The organism is Noviherbaspirillum album (assembly GCF_035916955.1).
In the GTDB taxonomy this organism is placed as follows: domain Bacteria; phylum Pseudomonadota; class Gammaproteobacteria; order Burkholderiales; family Burkholderiaceae_D; genus Noviherbaspirillum; species Noviherbaspirillum album.
This window is the reverse complement of record NZ_JAWIIV010000008.1, coordinates 1-20228: the sequence shown is the minus strand read 5'-3', so window position 1 is coordinate 20228 and position 20228 is coordinate 1. Positions and strand designations below refer to the sequence as shown.

The window sequence follows — 20228 nt, the reverse complement described above, 5'->3', positions numbered from 1 at the left end:
GATCATCTTGCGGCCTCCGCTTCCAGTTCGGATTTCGATTCCGGCTCCAGTTGCATGCGCAGCTCCGCCGGCTTCATCAGCCGCACGCCGTGCATGTCCTTCGCCAGCACCCGCATCCCGTCCCCCGCGCATGCCGCATTCGCCCACTCCTTCCAGGCCACCGCCTGGCCGCCGGGAAAGACCAGTTCGCCGTCGAGCGGAAGCTGTTCCGCTGCTTCGGCGAGCAGGCGCATGCCTTCATCGAGCTGACGGAGGCTGACGGGGGCGAACAGCAGATCGATGTCCGATGACGGCGTGAGGTAAGGCAGGCCAGTCAGCGTCTGCAAGGCGAGCGAACCGAATACCCGCAATGTCGCGCCTATCCCGCCGCACTGCCCGTCGAGGCGCGCCAGCGCCGGCTGCCACGACTGCGGCGCATAACCGATAGTCTGCCCGATTGCGAGGGGCGCATCGATCCGCCGCACTTGGCTGCGTGACACACGCAGGCCGATGCGCCGCTTGCTCTTGCTTTCCGGATCGGGCGGCAATGCCAGGCCGAGGCAGCAGGAGTCGTCGGCTGCATCGGCATCCGGTCGGCGCGCAACCAGCGGACGGTCGGCCTGCCTCCATTGCCGGATGGCGTCTGTGCAATCGGCTGCCGCCGACGCTTCCGCTTCCCGCCATCCTTCCGGATGCAGCCAGATCAGGCTATGCCGCGCGAGCATGGCTGTCGGCAAGCACTGCCTGCACGACGCGCTGCGACCATTTCCTGCCGCCCCGCTGCGCGCCGAGTTCCGCGCGCCTGTCCTGCGGCACGGCATGGTCCAGCGCCTGCTCCAGCTGCGCGGCAAGCTCGCCTTCCCAGATTGCCTCGACGCCGCCCATGGCGAGGTAATTATGGGCGCCGGGCGCGAAGACCGGGTTGTCCACGGCCAGTTCGGCCAGACGCTCTTCCGCCACCTTGGTGATGCGCGCCATCGCCGGCAGGCCCATGACGCGGATGGTGGCCTGCGGCAACGCGTAGCAGGCGTCGGCCATCAGGCCGCTGGTGATGAAGCCGCCCGACAGCGCCTGGTCGTATACCAGGCCGATAACGGTATGGCCGCGGCGCCGGGCCAGATCGATGCATTTGCCGAGATGCGCCATGTAGCTGTTAATGCCGAGCATTTCATCGCGGTGGCGCAGGCGCTGGCCCTGGGTATCGACCAGAATCACGATGGGCCGCTGCGCATGGTTGCGCACCGTATCGAGCACCGCCTTCGCCTGCGCCAGCGCGATATCGACGCCGATCGGCGTATGGCCGGTGGTACCGATCACGGTGACGGTGCGCCCGCCCACGCTTGCGCTGCCCGACAGGAAATGATCGGTCTCGACGATGTCATGCCCGCCGGGAAAGAGTTGCGATGCGAGTTCCTGCCAGTTCATGCCTGCGCTCCCGTCTGCGTTTCGATCTGCATTTCTGCCCGCATTGCTGCGCGATGCCGATCCGCGATCTCGGTGAATGCCTGCGCATCCAGCATCGGCACCTGCGCCGGCTGCGGGATGCCAAGCTCGGCCCAGATCTGCATCGGCTCGGTATGCCGGTCGAACGCGGTCAGCCGGTGTTCCAGCATGCGCTGCTCCGCTTCCAGCTCCTGCAGCGCGAGCGCCGCCCCGGTCTGACATAGGCGCTGCATCGCGCCGCAGGCGGCGGCGCGGAAGGCGGCGATATCGTCGGATACGATCGCATCGCAGTCGCCCAGCAGGTAACGGTGCTTGCCGCCGGTCGTGCGCCATACCAGCGCGCGATCGCGCGAATCGAATTCCTCGACGCCCGCCGCGGTTTCTATGACTTCCGGCCCCGACATGGCCAGCCGGCCTTCTTCGGACATGATGATTGCGTTGGCGCAGCGCGCAACGATGCCCATGCCGCCGAAGCAGCCATTGGCGCCGCCGATCAGGACGATCACCGGGATGCCTGCCTCGCGCACATCGAGCAGCGCGCGCATCACTTCCGAGACGGCGATCAGTCCCGCATTGGCTTCATGCAGGCGCACGCCGCCGGTTTCCAGCATCAGGATGACCGCATCGGCCCCTTCGGCAACTGCACGCTTGAGCAGGCCGACCAGCTTGGCGCCGTGCACCTCGCCGACCGCGCCGCCCATGAAGCCGCCTTCCTGCGCGGCGGCCATTACGCGCCTGCCTTGCAGGCAACCGGTGCCGATGACCACGCCGTCATCGAAAGCTACCGGCGCATCGAGCTGCGCCAGGTGCGGGCTGATGAAGCGCGCTGCCGGCGGCAGGACTTCGGTGAAGCTGCCGGCATCGAGCAGCTTGGCGATGCGTTCGCGCGCAGTGGCTTCGAGGTAGCTGCTCATGGCTGTCCTTGCAATGCGGATTCGGCGGCCTGGTCCAGCCGCAGGCTGACCACGGCGGGCGTCGCACCCATGTCGTTGATGGAAATGCGCGCGTCGGCCAGCGGCCAGCGCGCATGGAAGTCTTGCATCACCGCCTGCCAGATCGCGCCGAAGCCGACCGCGGCGGTCTTGACCTCGATCTCGCAGGCGCCGTTCAATGCGGCCGGCTCGATCAGTACTTCAAGATTCCCGGAGCTGACCACACCGACCAGCTGCGGCTGCGCGCCGTTTCTGCGGCTGCCGTTCTCGAAACGAAATGTCAGGGTTTCCATGAGTCGGATGTCTTCGTTTGATGGATGGTGTTTGCTACTCCCTCCCCTTCAAAGGGAAGGAGCATCCTTTATTGTCCTTCCACCTCGCCGCTTGCAAGCGGCTTGGAGTTCGCAGGCACAACACATATTCAGCTCACCAGTTCCTGAACCGCTTCGGCGGGTCATATAACCCGCCCGAGGCGCGCACCAGGTCCTTCATGTTTTTCGCGGCGAGCAAGTCACGCGTGGCGAGCCGCTTGTCGATGCCCAGGTCTTCCGCGCGGCGGATGATGCCGCGGTCGCGCAGGTTTTCGACCATGCGCTTGTCGCGCGCCAGCCCGACCGCGGTGTAGCCGGCCACGCCGCGGATCGCCTGCTCGCGTTCCTCGTCGCTGCGGCACAGCAGCAGGTTGGCAATGCCTTCCTCGGTGAGGATGTGCGTCACGTCCTCGCCGTAGATCATCACCGGCGGAATTTCCATGCCGGCCTGCTCGGCCAGTTGCCAGGCATCGAGCCTGTCGACGAAGGCCGGCTGCATGTGTTCGCGGAAGGTTTCCACCATCTGCACCACCAGCTTCTGTCCGCGCGGCATGAGGTTTCGTCCTTCTCGCGCCTGCCTGCCCGCCTTCAGCCAGGCGGGACTGACGTGGCGGCGGCCGCGCGCATCCGCGCCCATGTTGGGCGCGCCGCCGAAGCCGGCAACCCGTCCCAGCGTGGCGGTCGAGGAATTGCCCTGAAGGTCGATCTGCAGCGTCGAACCAATGAACATGTCGCAAGCATAGTGTCCGGCCGCCTGGCACAGCGCGCGGTTGCTGCGCATCGAGCCGTCGGGTCCGACGAAGAAGACATCGGGCCGCGCGCGGATGTATTCCTCCATGCCGAGTTCGGAGCCGAAGGAATGCACCGACTCCACGAAGCCCGCCTCGATGGCGGGAATCAGCGCCGGATGCGGATTCAGGGCCCAGTGGCGTGCGATCTTTCCCTTCAGCCCGAGCGACTGCGCATAGGTCGGCAGCAGCAGCTCGATGGCGGCGGTATCGAAGCCGATGCCGTGATTGAGCCTCTCGACTTCATATTCCGCGTAGATGCCCTTGATGGCCATCATCGCCATCAGCACCTGGATTTCGGAAATCTGCGCCGGATCCCGCGTGAAGAGCGGCTCGATGTAATAAGGCGACGGCGACTGCACCACGAAGTCGACCCAGCTTGCCGGAATGTCGACCCTCGGCAGCGTGTCGTCGATGCGGTTGACCTGGGCGATCACGATGCCGCTCTTGAAAGCGGTGGCTTCCACGATCGCCGGCGTGTCTTCGGTATTGGGCCCGGTGTAGAGATTGCCGGCGCGGTCGGCCGCTTCGGCCACGATCAGCGATACGCGCGGCGTGAGGTCGATGAAATAGCGCGAGAACAGTTCGAGGTAAGTATGTATCGCACCGATGTTGAGCTTGCCTGACGCAACGAGGCGCGCCAGCCTCCCCGCTTGCGGACCGGAAAAGGAGAAATCCAGGCGCGATGCGATGCCGCGCTCGAACACGTCGAGATGTTCGGGCAGGGCAATCACCGACTGCAGCATGTGCAGCTGATTGATGCGCGCCGGATCGAGGCCGGCAAGCGCCTTGCCGAGGAAGTCGGCCTGCTTCTGATTGTTGCCCTCCAGGCAGACCCGGTCGCCCGGTTCCAGCACCGCATGCAGCAGATCGGCGATGCGGCCTGCTTCGCACACCTTGCCGGACAATCCGCCGGCGAGCACGGAATGCGCGCGTGCCAGGCGGTCCGCCCGATTGCCCTGCTGCCGGTTCCAAGCGTGTTCACGCGCACCCATGCTGCATTCTCCCGTTACGAAGTCGGACTTAGTCGATCTTGACGTTGGCGGCCTTGACCACGTTTTTCCAGCGCGCGATTTCCGAGTTGAGCATGGAGCCGAACTCCGCCCGCGTCATGGTCGGCGTTTCCGAGCCGGCGTTGTTCCAGTTGGTCGTCAGTTCCGGCGAGGCCAGCGCCTTCTTCACCTCGGCAGCCATACGCTCGACGACCTCGGGCGGCGTGCCCTTGACCGCGAACAGGCCGTACCAGGTCGAGACTTCGTAGTTGGGCACGCCGGCTTCGGCCGCGGTCGGCACGTCGGGGAAGCCCGGCGCGCGCTTGGATGCCGCCACTGCCAGCGCCTTGATGCGGCCGCCCTTGATATGCGAGGCCGACGAGCCGAGTCCGTCGAACATCATGTCGACCTGTCCCGCGACCAGGTCCTGCAGCGCCGGGCCGGCGCCGCGGTAGGGAATATGGGTCAGCGCGGTCTTGGTCTGGATCTTGAACAGTTCGCCGGCAAGATGATGCGAGGTGCCGTTGCCGGCCGAGCCGAAATTGACCTTGCCCGGATTCTTGTTCGCATAGTCGATGAAGGAAGCCAGGTCCTTGACCGGCACCCGCTGGGTATTGACGACGATCACCTGCGGCGGCGTAGCCACCAGCGCGACCGGGATGAAATCCTTTTGGATGTCGTAGTCCAGCTTGGGATAAATGGAAGGCGCAATCGCATGGTGGGCACCGCCCATGAAGAAGGTATAACCGTCCGGCGCCGATTTCGCGGCCACGCCGGCGCCGAGATTGCCGCCTGCGCCGCCCCGGTTGTCGATGATGATGGACTTGCCCAGCTGCTTGGTCAGCTGCGCGGCGAGCGGACGCGCGAATGCGTCCGTGCCGCCGCCCGCCGGGAACGGTACGACGATGGTCACCGGCCGCGACGGCCAGGGATCGGCCGCCATACTCAGGCCGGGAGCGGATGCAACGGCCAGTCCGGCCGCAAGGAATAAGGCGTGTTTGAGCGTCATCATTGTCTCCACCAATAGAAGGTTGGGTTTGCAGCAACATGCCTGTCGGGGCCAAAGCCTTTTTAGGCAAATTCCGTTTTACGGTTTATTATGTGGCAGATCGTATACTTATTTACGGCCTCATGTATACAAGAATCATAAAATAAAATACAAGAGGCTTGAGAAACCTCAGGCTGCCAGGAGGCAAGCGATGGAACTGTTAGCCCTGGAACGCCCCAAACAAGTCTGGTCATTGCAAAAACCGGAAGGTTTGCAGCAAGCAAAGCATGCAACGCAAAGTACACGATAGTGAAAATCTGAAAAACTCATGACAAGCCGTTCCCATTCCCTGCGCGATGCGATTGAAGAACAGATCGCAGTCGGCGAACTGCGCCCCGGACAGCATCTGGATGAAACCGAACTCGCCACCCGCTTCGGCGTCTCGCGCACGCCGATCCGCGAAGCGCTGATCCAGCTCGCATCGATGGGGCTGGTGGTGATTCGCCCGCGGCGCGGCGCCGTGGTTGCCGAGATCGCGCCGCAGCAGCTGGTGGAAATGTTCGAGGTGATGGCCGAGCTGGAAGCGATGTGCGGCCGCCTCGCCGCGCGGCGCATGTTCACGGAAGAACATGCGCAATTGCAGGCGGCGCACGACGCCTGCCGGGAAGCCCGGGAGGCAGTGGATTCGGATGAATACTATTACCGCAACGAAGCCTTCCACGAGCAGATCTACGCCGGCAGCCACAATGCCTTTCTCGCCGAGCAGGCGCGCAACCTGCACCGCCGCCTGCGCCCCTATCGCAGGCTGCAGCTGAGGGTGCGCGACCGCGTGGCTACGTCGTTTTCCGAACACCAGGAGATTGTCGACGCCATCGTCGCCGGCGACGGCGAACGCACCGCCGCCCTGCTGCGCGACCACATCATGATCCAGGGACAGCGCTTCGCCGACCTGATCGCATCGCTGGCCCATCTGTCGAACAAGGCGGCGTGATGCGGCAACCCCGTACCGGGCGCTGCAGGTAAGTTGCTCATGGAACTCAACTGGATCGACCTGCTGCTGGGCACGTTCATCCTGCTCAGCATGGCCGTGGCATGGCGTCGCGGCTTCCTGTTCGCGTTCGTCGATCTGGCTGCCTGGCTGGCCGGACTGGCGCTGGGCCTGCGGCTGTATGCGCCGGCCGCGCAATGGCTGGCGCGCTTCTCGGGCTGGCCTGCGGCCTGGAGCCGGCCCATCGCTTTCCTCGCGATCTTCTTCGCCGGCCTGCTGGCCGCGCGGCTGCTTGCCTCCATCCTGCTTGCGCGCCTGCCGCGCCAGGCACACCTGCATCCGGCCAACAAGGTCCTGGGTGTGCTGCCGGGTCTGGTCAATGGCCTGATCCACGCCGTCATTGCCGCCGCCCTGCTGCTGGCCGTTCCGCTGCCGGACGCCATGCAGCGCGCGGCCCGCGACAGCGAACTCGCCAACCGCTTCGCCGGTTACGCCGAAGTGGCGGAGGCCCGGCTGCTGCCGGTATTCGACGATGCGATCGCCGAAACCTTGAACATGCTGACCGTGCGGCCGGAGTCATCGGAGATGGTGAAGCTGCCGTTCACGCTCAAGGATTCCAGGCCGCTGCCGGCACTGGAAGCGCAGATGCTCGAATTCGTCAACAGGGAAAGGCTTGCCGCCGGACTGAAACCGCTGGTGATGAACGCCGACCTGACCGAGGTGGCGCGGGCGCATTCTTCCGACATGCTGGCGCGCGGCTATTTCTCGCACCATTCTCCCGAAGGGAAGAGTGCCTTCGACCGCATGCGCGCCGCGAAAATCACATTCCGCCTTGCGGGTGAAAACCTGGCATTCGCACCCACGTTAAAGCTGGCGCATACGGGGCTGATGAATTCGCCGGGCCACCGGGCGAACATCCTTCGCCCGCAGTTCGGCAAGGTGGGTATTGGCATCATCGACGCCGGACGGCGCGGCATCATGGTGACCCAGCAGTTCAGCAACTGAAGGCGTTAGGTATTGGTATGGGTTGCCGGCACCTATTCATGATCCTTCCAGACCTTGCATAGGCGGAACGTCCGTCGGTTTCCGTCATCGCCGCCGCTGTCTCCCGGCATGGGAGTCACCGGCGAACTGCCGATCGTGTCAGTCCCCGCCGTCGCCTCCCCCATCGCCGCAGCCGTCGCCTCCCGTGCCCTCTCCCATGCCTCCTCCTTCGCCGTCACCACCGCCGGCCAAGCCATTTCCGGCATGCGGCGCGGCGAAGAAATCGTTGAACGCAGTGGCTGACACCAGTCCCGCCATCAGCATGCCCGCTGGCGCCATCACTTCGGGAAATGCAGGAGCGCCCGACATCATGCCGCGCGCATCGAGCCTTACATAACCGACGCGCCCGTTACTGATCAGCCAGCCATGGCCGCCGGGCAGCGCCAGTTGCTGGTCGAGGAGAAACAAGGCCGGCAGCACGGGCGCCGCCTGCGACAGGCCGGCGACAGCTCTGGCCTGGACCAGGCAGTTGGCAATCGCCAGCTCCCATTCCGCGCGGATGCCCGACCGGCTGTCGTCAGCAGACGATGGAAAGCGATCGGCACGCAGGCGGTCGAGTCCGTTCCTGTCCAAGGTGGACCAGGCATCCCACAGCACCTGCGCGGCCAGCGATGGCAAGGCGCAGGGCTTGTCGGTGCGGGTCAGGCAATCGAAATACGTAATCAGGGCTTCCGCAACGTGCGGAACGGCCTTCGCATTGATGCCGGAACCCGGATGCAGCTGCGAGATGCGTTCCAGCCACACGGTGTCGAGTCCTTCCGGCAGCGAGGCAATAGCGGCATAGCGCCCAGCATGCAGGGTGCCGCGCGGGCGCATGATCCGGTTCCAGATTGATTTCATGGACATCAAGGAGAAAGACTTGGTGACCATGGGATTATCATTCCGGCACGACGTTCCCGGAATGTCCGGTCGAGCGCTGGCTTGTCTTCCTCGTCGATATTTCCGGCCGGATCGAACTTTGGGCGAAGCGCACGGCAACATGGGCATGTGCGGGCCGCGCTGATACGCCTTTGTCCGTGGAATGTGTATAGTCTTTGCCTCGCACGCCGATTGCGCGTGAACAGGAGATGAATGGATGGCGAAGAAAGAGAAACTTGATCCGGAAACCGAAGCGCTGATCAAGTGGTGCATCGAGGTAGAAGGGTTTCTAGTCAAGGGCGGTGCCACGGTAGCGCAGGCACAGGAATTCATCGAAGAGCAGGTTGAGTGGCTTACCGATCTCTTCTATGACGGCCTGACACCGGAAGAAGCCGCGCAGGCGTCACTGGACGGCTGATCGACCGATTAACCGATTGATCGATTGATCGATTGACGAGGAGCGGCTGCAAGCATCCCGGCCTAGGACAACGTTCTCAAGTCGGCTACCGGCTCCCTGCCGAAACCGTCGTCGAGCAGAAAGCTCACGAGCTTGCCGGCGCATTCCTCGGGACTGGCCAGCGAGCCGTCGCGCTTCATGCCTTCAAAACGCTCCCGCAGGGGAAAACGTTCCAGCGGCGTGGCCCGGATGGCGGCCTGCATATCGGTGTCGATGACACCCGGCGCAAGGCTGCAGATGCGCAGCGCCGCAACGCCGTCGAGCGCCGCCGCGCGCGCATGATGGTCGAGCGCGGCCTTGGTCGCGCAGTAGATGCTCCAGCCGGGATAGGCGCTGCGGCCCGCGCCGCTCGATACATGCAGCACGCGGACTTCGCCCGCGCGTTGCTGGGCGCAGACGGCGTCGGCCAGCATCAGCGGCGCCGCCACGTTCACGCTGACGGCGCGCGCAACCGCCGCCGGGTCCTGCACGCCGGGCGGTCCGACCGGCTCCACCATGCCTGCATTGTTGATCAGCAGAAGGCGGCTGCATCCTTCCAGCCGCCGCGACAGTTCGCCCGCCGCCAGCCAGGCGGAAAGTGCGGCCGGAGCTGACAGATCGAGTTCAACCTGCTCCAGTAACTCCGCGTTCCGGGAAACATCGCCGAGCGCACGGCGTGAGATGCCGAGGACGGGAATCGCTCGCCCGAGCAGTTCATTGCAGATTGCCGCGCCCAGGCCGCGGCTGTGGCCGGTCAGTATTGCCTTCAGCATGTTGGTCCCTCCAGTAATGTGCCAGTCTACGCAAAACGGCCGTCCGCTGCTGTCGGCATGTTTGCCGATAGTGCCTGCGCGCCACAGGCAGGGAAGCCGGAACATTCCGTTGGTCCGCGCATCGAATCCCCTTACCAATAGACTCACGAGGATGATATGAACGCTACTTGGATCCTTTCCGCAAACGCAAGCCGAGCAAGGTTCTTTTCCCAGGGCAATCTGACCGAACCTCTGGAAGAAGTCAACGACATGGTGAACGCGGCCTCGCGCCTGAGAATGGTGGAGCCCACCGAGTCCGACAAGCGCGGCCCGATGGCCGGCACGAAGAGCATGCACAACACAGGTGGCGCCTTGCCGAACAAGCTGTACGAACCGCCCACCACTCCGGACGTACGCGAGGCGGAACTGTTCGCCCGGGACATTGCCAGCTACCTGCTGGAAAATCAGCGCGACGGTCGCTTCGACAAGCTGTCGGTGGTCGCTGCGCCGCAGTTCCTCGGCATGCTGCGCAAGGTGCTTGATCCCCAGGTGCAGTCCACCATTAACCTGGAAATCGACAAGGACTATACGCAGTTCAACCCGGGACAGTTGCTCGACCATATCGAGACGTACAAGGCAAAGAGCTGAGGCGGCCCGCTGACTTGATCCCCGCCTTTCAACTGCATGGAGTGGCGGCCGCTGCTCCATGCTTCACTGCCGCGCTTCCGCAGTGTTCTGCATTGTCACGCATTCTTTCCAGGCAAGCCTTCTTTTCCGCCATCGTCGTCCGCAGGGGAATTTCTCATGCCAGGCAACTGAGCATGCCGGAACTTGTCCAAGACAAAACACCCTTACATTGAACACGATCAAGCAGTGATGTCGCCGATTCCTGCACGATGCCGTAGAAGGACGGATGGCTGCGTCGTGGTACTCCGTCCCGACATTCGCGTTTCCTGTGATGACTGCATCGTTCGCTGCAATCACCGTTCTTTGCACGGCCCAAGACTTTCACGATTCCTATGACCTTCCTGATCCTTTCCCGCTTGCTGATCGTGGTTGTGACCCTGCTGGTCATGGAAGTCGCTGTTACGCTCTTTCACCGGCATGTAATGCATGGGTTCGGATGGGGCTGGCACGCCTCGCATCACCACGGGGGCAGGGCCCTGGCGTGGGAAAAGAATGACCTGTATGCCGTCGTGTTCGCCGCTGCCACCATTCTTCTGTTCGCACTAGGCGACAAGCACGCGCCGCTGTGGTGGGTGGCATTCGGCATCACATTGTACGGTTTGCTCTACGGCATCCTGCATGATGTGCTGATCCACCGCAGGCTGCCTCTGAAATGGAAGCCGCGCAATGTCTATCTGCAGCGGCTGATCAAGGCTCATTACCTGCATCATGCCGTCAAGACCCGGGAAAACGGCGTGTCTTTCGGCTTTCTTTACGCGCCGCCGCTCGACGACATACGCGAAGAGCTGCGCCGCAATGGTCCGCGAAGATGAACGTCGCCGCGCAAGGACGCCAAGCTTGCATAGGCATGGCCTTGGCGCTGCTGATCATGGCGGCGTGGACCGCGCTGCACGTGGCCGGCGTATTTTTCATCGATCTGGCGGACTCCGGGCACTGGCTGCCTGCCTTGCTGACGGTTATCGCACTGGTCTGGCTTTCCGTCGGGCTATACATCGTCGCGCACGATGCGATGCACGGCTCGCTCTGGCCGGGCAAGCGGCGCGCCGGGGATCTTGCCGGTACGCTCGCGCTGTGGCTGTATGCAGGCTTTTCCTACCGCAGACTCTTGCCCAAGCACCAGTCGCACCATCGCCATCCGGGCTCGGCCGATGATCCCGACTTCGCGCCCGAGGCGGCGAACCGTCCGTTGGCCTGGTACGGCCGCTTCATGACTACCTATCTTGGCCGGCGCGAGGTGCTGGGCATTGCCGCGCGGGCCGGCGTCTATTTGCTGCTTGGCGCGAAGCTGCAGAACATCCTGCTGTTTTTCGCCGTGCCGGGCCTGCTGTCCTCGTTCCAGCTGTTTTATTTCGGCACCTATCTGCCGCACCGGCATGCGCCTGACGGCAGCGCGCCGCCTTTCATTGATCACCACCGGGCACGCAGCAACGAATACCATTACCTGTGGTCGCTGCTGAGCTGCTTTCATTTCGGCTATCACCATGAGCATCACCTGCAGCCCGGACTGCCCTGGTGGCGCCTGCCCGGAGCGCGCAGCCGATGAACGCCGTGCCTTCCAATGGCCGCCATGTCGTCTTCGCGACCACCGGGTCGCTCGGCGACCTCCATCCCTTCCTCGCGCTCGGCAATGAACTGAAGAAGCGAGGCCACCGGGTAACACTGGCCACCAGCGCCGTCCACCGCGAACATGTGCGGGCGGCCGGACTGGACTTCCACCACATGCGGCCGGACCCGGAGGACTCGCCGGCCTTCCATGCGCGCTACATGCATCCGAAGACCGGCGGCGAGTTCGTCTACCGGCATTATCTGGCTCCGGCGATCCGCACCAGCTATGAAGACTTGGCGCAGGCCGCCGGCAAGGCCGACCTGCTGGTCAGCCAGTCGCTGATGGCGCTGGCCGCGCCGCTGGTGGCGGCCAGCACCGGCATCCGCTGGATCTCGGCGGTGCTGCAGCCGATGTCTTTCTTCTCCCTGCATGAACGGCCCAACTACCTGCCCCTGCCGCTCCTGTCGTGGATGTGCGGACGCTCGCCGGAACTGCACGGCCGCGTCTTTCATTACGTCAGGAAGCATACCGAGGAATGGGTGCGGCCGGTGCTGGACCTGAAGCGCGAACTCGGCATCGCCGGCAGTGCCGCACAGGATCATCCGATGTATGAAGGCCAGCATTCACCGAGCCGCGTGCTGGCGATGTTTTCGCCGCTGCTGGGCAGCCCCCAGCCGGACTGGCCGCAGCCCGCGGTTCAGACCGGCACCGCGCTGTACCGGCAGGAGCAGCCGGCATCGCCGGAGCTGCAGCGCTTCCTGCGGCAGTCGTCGCTGCCGCTGGTGGTATTCACGCTGTCATCGGCCGCCAGCAACGATGCGGGCGATTTCTACCGCGACAGCCTGCGCGCGGCGGAAACGCTTGGCGTACGGGCCCTGCTGGTGATGGGCGGACTCGCCGCTGGCGCCACCCTGCCGCAGCCCTTGCCGCCGTGGGCGCTGCGCGTCGATTATGCCGCCTTCGAACAGGTGTTTCCGCATGCCGCGGCGATCGTGCATTCCGGCGGCGTGGCCACCTCGTTCAAAGCGCTGCAGGCCGGCAAGCCGCAGATCGTGGTGCCGCATGCGCATGACCAGCTCGACAATGGCTTGCGGCTTTCGCGCCTGGGCGTGGCCGCAGTGCTTCCGGGCAGGCGTACCGGCGCGCGCAGGCTGCGAAATGCGTTGCAAGCCGTGCTGGCGGACCGGCGGATGCAGGAAAGCGCCGCTGCGGCGGCGCTGCAAACACGTGGAGAGGACGGCGTGGCCAGGGCCTGCGACGAGATCGAGGAGCAGCTTGGCCATGCATGACCTGATCCTCATCGGCGGCGGCCTCGCCAACGGCCTCATCGCATGGCGGCTCAAGATGATGCGGCCGGCGCTCCGCATCCTGCTGGTCGAACGCGAATCCACCCTCGGCGGCAACCATACCTGGTCGTTCTATCAGGAAGACCTGACGCCGGCGCAGCATGCCTGGCTCGCGCCTCTGGTCGTGCGGCATTGGCCGGCCTATGAAGTTCGGTTTCCTTCACACCGGCGCATGCTGCGCACCGCCTGCTACAGCATCGACTCAGCGCGCTTCCATGCGGTGCTGATGAAGGACCTGGCCGATTGCGTAATGCTCGGCGCCGAGGTCGGCGAGATGGATGCCGGCGGCGCCGTCATCAACGGCTGGCGGCATGAGGCGCGCGCCGTGATCGACGGGCGCGGACATGAATCCTCCGCTCACATGCGCCATGCCTGGCAAAAATTCCTCGGCTGGGAAGTGGAACTGGAGGAAGCCCACGGCCAGGCAATGCCGATCATCATGGATGCCACGGTCGCGCAGCGCGACGGCTACCGCTTTGTTTATACCCTGCCTTTCGACGAGCGCCGCATCCTGATCGAGGATACCTACTACAGCACATCGCCGGCGCTCGATGCGGCCGCGCTGCGCCTGAATATCGAAGCCTATGCCGCCAGCCGGGGCTGGCGGATCGCGCGCATGCTGCGCGAGGAGACCGGCGTGCTGCCGATCGCGCTGTCCGGTGATATCGAGCGGTATTGGGATGACAAGCCCGACGTCCTGCCGCGCAGCGGCCTGCGAGCCGGACTGTTCCATGCGACCACCGGCTATTCGCTGCTGTTCGCCGCGCGCCTGGCCGACGAAATCGCCGCGCTCGACGATCTGCATGCGGACAAGGTCTACCAGCGCATCAGGCATTTTTCCGCGCATCAGTGGCGAGGCCAGCGCTTCCTGCGCGCACTGAACCGCATGCTGTTCTTCGCCGGCGAACCGGCGCAGCGCTACCGCGTGCTGCAGCGTTTCTACACCCTTCCGCAACAGCTGATCGAGCGCTTCTATGCGGCACGGCTGACGCGGCTCGATCAACTCCGCATCCTGTCCGGCAAGCCGCCCGTGCCCGTGGCGGCCGCGCTGCGGGCGATATGCGATCTTCGAAAGGAAACATCATCAAAGCCATCGTGATCGGCAGTGGATTCGGAGGCCTCGCCCTGGCCATCCGCCTGCAGTCGGCAGGCATACCGACCCTCGTCCTCGAAGGCCGCGACAAGCCCGGGGGACGCGCCTATGTCTATGAAGACCAGGGCTTCACTTTCGACGCCGGGCCGACCGTCATTACCGACCCGACGGCCCTGGAGGAACTGTTCGCGCTGTCGGGCCGCAATCTAGGCGACTATGCGAAGCTGCTGCCTGTGAGCCCGTTCTACCGGCTCTGCTGGGAGGACGGCTACCGCTTCGACTATGTCAATGATCAGCAGGAACTGGACCGCCAGATCGGACTGAAGTCGCCGCAGGATGTCGACGGCTACCGCAAGTTCCTCGACTATTCGAAGGCGGTGCTGGAAGAGGGCTACGTCAAGCTCGGCCACGTGCCCTTCCCGGATTTCCGCAGCATGATCCGGGTGGCGCCGCAGTTGATCAAGCTGGAAAGCTACCGCAGCGTCTACGGCATCGTCTCGCGCTTCATCAGCGATCCGCACCTGCGCCAGGCGTTCAGCTTCCACTCGCTGCTGGTCGGCGGCAATCCCTTCGAAACCTCGTCCATTTACGCGCTGATCCACGCGCTGGAACGGCAATGGGGCGTGTTCTTTCCGCAGGGCGGCACCGGCGCGCTGGTGCGCGGCATGATTCGCCTGTTCGAGGAACTGGGGGGCGAGCTGCGCCTGAACGCCACAGTCGATGAAATCTGCGTCGAGCAGGGCCGCGTGAGCGCGGTGCGCCTGCAGTCCGGCGAACGCATTCCCTGCCTGTTCACCGCCAGCAATGCCGATGTGGTGCATACCTACGACAAGCTGCTGCGCAACCACAGCCCGGCAACGCGCAAGGCGGACAGCCTGAAGAAGAAGCGATTCAGCATGTCGCTGTTCGTAATCTATTTCGGCCTGCGCGGCGTGCGCCAGGACCTGCAGCATCACACGGTGCTGTTCGGGCCGCGCTACCGCGAGCTGCTGAAGGATATCTTCCACGGCGCCGAGCTGCCCGAAGACTTTTCGCTTTACCTGCACGCGCCGACGGTGACCGATCCTTCGCTTGCGCCGCCGGGGCACAGCGCCTATTACGTGCTGGCGCCCGTGCCGCACCTCGGCCATGCCGACATCGACTGGGCGGTCGAGGGTCCGCGCTACCGCGACCGCATCCTCGCCTACCTGGAACAGCACACCATTCCCGATCTGCGGCGCGACCTGGTCACGTCGCGCATCTTCACGCCCTCGGATTTCCGCAACGAGCTCAATGCCCACGTCGGTTCCGCGTTCTCGCTGGAACCGGTGCTGTGGCAGAGCGCCTATTTCCGCACCCACAACAAGGACCAGCAGATACCAGGCCTCTACTTCGTCGGCGCCGGCACGCATCCCGGCGCCGGCGTTCCGGGCGTGGTCGGCTCGGCCAAGGCGACGGCGCGCATCATCCTCGATGACTTTCCGGCAAGGAGGGCTGCCTGATGCAGGACCTGGCAAGCTACAGCGAAGCCACCATACGGCAAGGGTCGAAAAGCTTCGCCAGGGCGGCGATGCTGTTCGACGCCGATACCCGTAACAGCGTGATGATGCTTTATGCCTGGTGCCGCTATTGCGACGATGTGATCGATGGCCAGGCATTGGGCCATGGAGCGCAGGCGCTGACGGCGCAGGAAAAGCTACGGCAGCTCGACCTGCTGCGGCAGGAAACGGACCGCGTCTGCGCCGGCCACGACAGCGACATTCCCGCCTTCGCGGCACTGCGGCAGGTGGTGCGCAAGCATGCCATCGCGCGGCGTCATCTGTTCGACCTGCTCGACGGCTTCGCGATGGATGCCGACGAGGTACGCTTCGTCACGCTGGACGACACGCTGCGCTATTGCTATCACGTGGCCGGCGTGGTCGGCGTGATGATGGCGCGCATCATGGGCGCCGAAGACGAGGATGTGATCAACCGCGCGGCCGACCTCGGCATCGCATTCCAGCTCACCAATATCTCGCGCGACGTGATGGACGACCTCGGCATCGGCCGATGCTATCTGCCGGAGGAATGGCTGCGGGCAAAAGGCATTCCGCGCGGGGAGATGCATCTTCCGGAGCACCAGGCGAATCTTCATGCATTGGCCGGTGAACTGGTGGAGCTGGCCGAGCGGTATTACGACTCCGCCCGCGTCGGCATCGCGCACCTGCCCTGGCGATGCGCGTGGGCCATTTCCAGCGCCTTGCTGATCTACCGCGATATCGGGCTGCAGGTGAGGAAGGCCGGAATCAAGGCCTGGGATGGAAGAACGCAGGTATCGAGCGGCCGCAAGCTGTGGCGGCTGTGCCATGGCGGCGTGATGGCCGCCGGTGCCCGCAGCCGCGGACAGGCTGCGAACACCGCGCCGCGCACCGGGCTATGGACCCGTGCCCCGCATGCATTGCCGCAGCAGGCATCCGACCCCGGACGCCTGCCGGGCGCATGGCGCGGCGACGCACCATAGACCATAGCGGCCTTAAATCGGAATTATTTTCTTTCCTTCTTCGGAAGCGCATCCACCACGGCCCTGCCGATCGCGGGGTCGTCGGTGAAGAAGCCGTCGACGCCGGCCTTCAGGAACGCTTCCAGTTCCGCCGCCATGTCGCCGCGATCCGATGGCGACGCCGGGTTGCCCTGGCGCAGATTCGCGGGCAGGAACGGATTCTCCGGGCGGAAGGTATAGGGATGCACGATCAGCTTGGCGGCATGCGCATCGCGGACGAGGCTGGTCGGCGAGGCAAGATTGTTGCCGGCATCGCGCGGAATCACCATTTCCTTGGAGGGACCGATGCCGTTCGCGTAGGTCGCCACTTCCTGCAGCCCGGCGGCGCTGGCGATGTCGGCATACGTCCGGCTGTCGCCGGACAGGCGGAAATCTTCAGGCTTTCCCGAGCCCGACAGCAGCTGCACAACCGGCAGGTCGGTCATCGAGCGGATTTCCTTCAGATTCGCCACCTCGAAGGATTGGATGAATACCGGCGCCTTCTTGCCGCGATAGCCATTGGCATGCAGCGCATCGACCAGGCGCTGCTCCATCGGCAGGCCGATCGCCTTGAAATAGCTGGGATGCTTGGTTTCGGGATAGATGCCGATGGTCCGGCCCTTTTCCTTCGACTTGCGCTGCGCAAGATCGATCACTTCCTGCAGGGTGGGAATCTGGAATTGACCATCGTAGGCGGTGTTTGCGGGACGGTTTGCAGGAATGCGTTCCTTTGCGCGCAGCGTCTTCAGCTCGGCCAGTGTGAAGTCTTCGGTAAACCATCCGGTGTACGAAACATTGTCGATGGTCTTGGTGGTCTTGCGATAGGCGAACTCAGGCCTGGCGGCGACATCGGTCGTACCGGAGATTTCATTCTCGTGGCGCGCCACGAGCACGCCGTCCTTGGTGCTGACCAGGTCCGGCTCGATCACGTCGGCACCGTCGTCGATGGCTTTCTCATAGGCAGCCAGCGTATGCTCCGGACGCAATGCGCTCGCGCCGCGATGGCCGACCACCAGCTTGGCGGGAAGATGGGCGGCTTTCACGCCGATGTCGGCGCTCTGCGCGCTCAAGGGGAGCAGGCTGAAAGCACCTGCGATCAATGCTGCATTCCATGCATGTTTCATGTCGTTGTCCTTGCATCGAGGAGAAGAGCCCCGATTATTCCGGTGCTTCGTGACAGGCGCATGTCACGGCGGCCAGGAATCGATTGCCATGATCATGGATTGATTTTAATCAGTGACGTTGATGCACCCCTTCCTCTTCAACCAGCATAGACGCCGTTTGCCGCCTGTGCAATGGCGGACGGCGATACCTCGCTCACGGTTCGTCGGGCATCGAGGAAGCAGCTGTCGTCTATTGCCCTGACGCGGCTTGAGGAGTCCGGCCACAGGATCGATGGCAACTCGTCCAATGCCAGCGCAATCGCGCATCGTACCTGCCTTGAACCCCGGCCGCCCAGCGCCGACGAAAGCATCACCGGCGCATCCGGTGCGACGATGCCAATCCTGGCCGCGAGCTGGCGGTTGGACAATCTGCCGAACTTTGCCATGAGCCGTGCCTTGATGGCGCTCGACCGGCATCGGCTGCCGGTATCGGTGCCGGCGGCGCCGGAGACATCCGACGTATTCGAGGTACTCGAGGTATTCGCGGGCAGGCCGCGGGCCGAGCGTTGCAGCATCGACTCCAGGCGGCCCAGCGCTTCGGCATAGCTTGCGCCATCGGCGCGGCAATCGGGATGGTCAGGAACAACGGCGATGTATCTGCCATTGTCAAAATACAGGTGAATGGAGTGTCTGAGCTGCATGCGGGTACGTCGGATGCAAATGCATCGCGAACTTGCACCAATCCCAAGTCAAAAGACGTGATCTCATGTCATGTTATGTCATGGATTGGCTTGGGATTGGTATTACTATTCTTTACTGCGTCGGAAACTGTGTCCGAACGTCAGGGCGTCTCACTGTTGAGCCTGGTATAGGCATAGTCGGTATGCCGGATGTCCTTGCCCTCAACGACATAAATGACATACTCGGCGATGTTCTTTGCATGATCGCCGACGCGTTCGATGGCCTTGGCAACCCAGATCGTATCGAGCGCCGCCGAGATCGTGCGGGGATCCTCCATCATGAAGGTGATCATTTCACGCGTCGTCGCCCGGAATTCGTGATCGATGTTCTGATCCTGGGAAATGATCAGCATTGCCTGCTTGTCGTCGAGGCGCGCGAAACAGTCCAGTGCATCGCGCAGCAGCTGGATCGCGCTCATTGCGAGGATGCGGATCGATTCGTAATGATTGAGCACGCTGACCGGGCCGCGCTCATGCAGTGCCTGGGCGGTGCGGGCGATCTTGACCGCCTCGTCGCCGATGCGCTCCAGGTCGGTGATGACTTTCAGGGTAGCGACGACCGAGCGCAGGTCGTTGGCCGCGGGCTGGCGCTTGACGATGAGATGGCTGCAGGCATCGTCCAGATCGACCTCCATCCGGTTGACGTTCTCGTCGCCCTTGATGACCTTGTCCGCCTGGCCCATGTTCCCAGTGCGAAAGCAGCCGATGGCATCGTACAGCTGGTTTTCCACCATGCCGCCGACCATCAGCATCTTGGCCCGTATGGTTTCAAGATCGATATCGTACTGCGTGGATGAATGATCGGCAGACATGGGTTTCTCCAATGAGGGCTAGCCGAAGCGCCCGGTGATATAGTCCTGCGTCGCCTTCTTCGCAGGCTGCATGAAGATCTGGTCCGTTTCGCCGAACTCGACCAGTTCGCCAAGATACATGTAGGCAGTGTAATCGGAGCAGCGTGCCGCCTGCTGCATGTTGTGGGTCACGATGGCGATCGTGTAATCCTGCTTCAGCTCATGGATCAGTTCCTCGATCTTCACTGTCGAGATCGGATCGAGCGCCGAGGTCGGCTCGTCGAGCAGCAGCACGTCCGGCTTGACCGCCACGCCGCGCGCGATGCACAGGCGCTGCTGCTGGCCGCCCGCCCGGCTCTGGCCGCTCTTGTTGAGCGTGTCCTTGACCTCGCCCCACAGCGCGGCCTTCTTCAGCGCCCATTCGACCCGCTCGTCCATCTCGCCCTTGGACAGGTTTTCATACAGGCGCACGCCGAAGGCAATGTTTTCATAGACCGACATCGGGAACGGTGTCGGCTTCTGGAACACCATGCCGACCTTGGCGCGCAGCATGTTGACGTCCTGGCCGGGGTCGAGGATGTTGCGGTTGCGGTAGAAAATCTTGCCTTCGGCCTTCTGCCCTGGATACAGCTCATACATTCTGTTGAGCGTGCGCAGCAGCGTGGACTTGCCGCAGCCCGACGGGCCAATGAAGGCGGTCACCTTGCGGTTGAAGATGTCGAGGCTGACATCCTTCAAGCCCTGAAAGCTGCCATAGTAGAAATTAAGGCCGGATATCTGCAGTGTGGCGTTGGGAGTCATCGGTTCGCTCGGTGCATTCATGTCAGGTGATCAGTTGGGAATTTTCTGGCTGAACAAAGTACGCGACAGGATATTGAGGCCCAGCACGCTGAAGGTGATCAGCAGCGCACCGC

Annotated in this window: 22 protein-coding genes; 10 read left to right on the top strand and 12 right to left on the bottom strand. The window is 63.7% G+C overall.

Annotated elements, in window-relative coordinates; genetic code table 11:
* Positions 1-2 precede the first annotated feature (2 nt).
* The 6 genes from mdcG to RY831_RS11340 form a co-directional block, all read right to left on the bottom strand.
* Positions 3-716, bottom strand: coding sequence for a malonate decarboxylase holo-[acyl-carrier-protein] synthase (gene mdcG, locus RY831_RS11365; RefSeq protein ID WP_326506458.1), 714 nt, complete (start codon positions 714-716; stop codon positions 3-5).
* The gene (gene mdcE, locus RY831_RS11360; RefSeq protein ID WP_326506457.1) at positions 688-1404 is read right to left on the bottom strand and encodes a biotin-independent malonate decarboxylase subunit gamma; all 717 of its coding nucleotides are present in this window, start codon (positions 1402-1404) and stop codon (positions 688-690) included. Before mdcE ends, mdcG begins: the two co-directional genes overlap by 29 nt.
* The gene (locus tag RY831_RS11355) at positions 1401-2336 is read right to left on the bottom strand and encodes a biotin-independent malonate decarboxylase subunit beta (protein WP_326506456.1); all 936 of its coding nucleotides are present in this window, start codon (positions 2334-2336) and stop codon (positions 1401-1403) included. The genes mdcE and RY831_RS11355 overlap by 4 nt, the downstream gene beginning before the upstream one ends.
* Positions 2333-2647: a malonate decarboxylase acyl carrier protein gene (gene mdcC, locus RY831_RS11350; protein ID WP_326506455.1), complete on the bottom strand. Its 315-nt coding sequence runs from the start codon at positions 2645-2647 to the stop codon at positions 2333-2335. The genes RY831_RS11355 and mdcC overlap by 4 nt, the downstream gene beginning before the upstream one ends.
* 133 nt (positions 2648-2780) lie before the next feature.
* A complete protein-coding gene (mdcA, locus tag RY831_RS11345; RefSeq protein ID WP_326506454.1) occupies positions 2781-4448 on the bottom strand; it encodes a malonate decarboxylase subunit alpha in 1668 nt (555 codons plus the stop codon).
* Between the two features lie 28 nt (positions 4449-4476).
* A complete protein-coding gene (locus RY831_RS11340; protein ID WP_326506645.1) occupies positions 4477-5454 on the bottom strand; it encodes a Bug family tripartite tricarboxylate transporter substrate binding protein in 978 nt (325 codons plus the stop codon).
* A 307-nt stretch (positions 5455-5761) separates the two neighbouring features.
* Between RY831_RS11340 and RY831_RS11335 the strand changes: the two genes are divergently transcribed.
* Both RY831_RS11335 and RY831_RS11330 read left to right on the top strand, forming a co-directional pair.
* A complete protein-coding gene (locus RY831_RS11335) occupies positions 5762-6424 on the top strand; it encodes a GntR family transcriptional regulator (protein WP_326506453.1) in 663 nt (220 codons plus the stop codon).
* Between the two features lie 39 nt (positions 6425-6463).
* The gene (locus tag RY831_RS11330; protein ID WP_326506452.1) at positions 6464-7426 is read left to right on the top strand and encodes a CvpA family protein; all 963 of its coding nucleotides are present in this window, start codon (positions 6464-6466) and stop codon (positions 7424-7426) included.
* A gap of 138 nt (positions 7427-7564) precedes the next feature.
* On the opposite strand, the gene RY831_RS11325 is transcribed toward RY831_RS11330, so the two are convergent.
* Positions 7565-8305 (bottom strand): hypothetical protein, encoded by a 741-nt coding sequence (locus RY831_RS11325; RefSeq protein ID WP_326506451.1) that lies wholly within the window; start codon positions 8303-8305, stop codon positions 7565-7567.
* Between the two features lie 235 nt (positions 8306-8540).
* On the opposite strand from RY831_RS11325, the gene RY831_RS11320 reads away from it, so the two are divergent.
* A complete protein-coding gene (locus RY831_RS11320) occupies positions 8541-8741 on the top strand; it encodes a hypothetical protein (protein ID WP_326506450.1) in 201 nt (66 codons plus the stop codon).
* A 62-nt stretch (positions 8742-8803) separates the two neighbouring features.
* Here the strand turns inward: RY831_RS11320 and RY831_RS11315 are convergent, their stop codons facing one another.
* The gene (locus tag RY831_RS11315; RefSeq protein WP_326506449.1) at positions 8804-9532 is read right to left on the bottom strand and encodes an SDR family oxidoreductase; all 729 of its coding nucleotides are present in this window, start codon (positions 9530-9532) and stop codon (positions 8804-8806) included.
* A 156-nt stretch (positions 9533-9688) separates the two neighbouring features.
* On the opposite strand from RY831_RS11315, the gene RY831_RS11310 reads away from it, so the two are divergent.
* The 7 genes from RY831_RS11310 to RY831_RS11280 all read left to right on the top strand — a co-directional run bounded on the left by RY831_RS11310 (position 9689) and on the right by RY831_RS11280 (position 16662).
* Positions 9689-10159, top strand: coding sequence for a host attachment protein (locus RY831_RS11310; protein ID WP_326506448.1), 471 nt, complete (start codon positions 9689-9691; stop codon positions 10157-10159).
* Between the two features lie 371 nt (positions 10160-10530).
* Positions 10531-11010, top strand: coding sequence for a sterol desaturase family protein (locus RY831_RS11305; protein WP_326506447.1), 480 nt, complete (start codon positions 10531-10533; stop codon positions 11008-11010).
* Between the two features lie 35 nt (positions 11011-11045).
* On the top strand, positions 11046-11741 hold the full coding sequence (locus tag RY831_RS11300) for a fatty acid desaturase (RefSeq protein WP_326506446.1): 696 nt from the start codon (positions 11046-11048) through the stop codon (positions 11739-11741).
* The gene (locus tag RY831_RS11295; protein ID WP_326506445.1) at positions 11738-13033 is read left to right on the top strand and encodes a glycosyltransferase; all 1296 of its coding nucleotides are present in this window, start codon (positions 11738-11740) and stop codon (positions 13031-13033) included. Before RY831_RS11300 ends, RY831_RS11295 begins: the two co-directional genes overlap by 4 nt.
* Positions 13026-14189 (top strand): lycopene beta-cyclase CrtY, encoded by a 1164-nt coding sequence (gene crtY, locus RY831_RS11290; protein ID WP_326506444.1) that lies wholly within the window; start codon positions 13026-13028, stop codon positions 14187-14189. The genes RY831_RS11295 and crtY overlap by 8 nt, the downstream gene beginning before the upstream one ends.
* A complete protein-coding gene (locus RY831_RS11285) occupies positions 14150-15664 on the top strand; it encodes a phytoene desaturase (protein WP_326506443.1) in 1515 nt (504 codons plus the stop codon). Before crtY ends, RY831_RS11285 begins: the two co-directional genes overlap by 40 nt.
* The gene (locus RY831_RS11280; protein WP_326506442.1) at positions 15664-16662 is read left to right on the top strand and encodes a phytoene/squalene synthase family protein; all 999 of its coding nucleotides are present in this window, start codon (positions 15664-15666) and stop codon (positions 16660-16662) included. Before RY831_RS11285 ends, RY831_RS11280 begins: the two co-directional genes overlap by 1 nt.
* A gap of 23 nt (positions 16663-16685) precedes the next feature.
* On the opposite strand, the gene RY831_RS11275 is transcribed toward RY831_RS11280, so the two are convergent.
* The 4 genes from RY831_RS11275 to pstB all read right to left on the bottom strand — a co-directional run bounded on the left by RY831_RS11275 (position 16686) and on the right by pstB (position 20136).
* A complete protein-coding gene (locus tag RY831_RS11275) occupies positions 16686-17804 on the bottom strand; it encodes a glycerophosphodiester phosphodiesterase (RefSeq protein WP_326506441.1) in 1119 nt (372 codons plus the stop codon).
* A gap of 137 nt (positions 17805-17941) precedes the next feature.
* A complete protein-coding gene (locus RY831_RS11270) occupies positions 17942-18484 on the bottom strand; it encodes a type II toxin-antitoxin system HicB family antitoxin (protein ID WP_326506440.1) in 543 nt (180 codons plus the stop codon).
* A gap of 140 nt (positions 18485-18624) precedes the next feature.
* Positions 18625-19335 carry a phosphate signaling complex protein PhoU gene (gene phoU, locus RY831_RS11265; protein ID WP_326506439.1) on the bottom strand — a complete coding sequence of 237 codons (711 nt, stop codon included), beginning with the start codon at positions 19333-19335 and terminating at the stop codon, positions 18625-18627.
* Positions 19336-19353: 18 nt separating this feature from the next.
* A complete protein-coding gene (gene pstB / locus RY831_RS11260; RefSeq protein ID WP_326506438.1) occupies positions 19354-20136 on the bottom strand; it encodes a phosphate ABC transporter ATP-binding protein PstB in 783 nt (260 codons plus the stop codon).
* Positions 20137-20228: the final 92 nt, after the last annotated feature.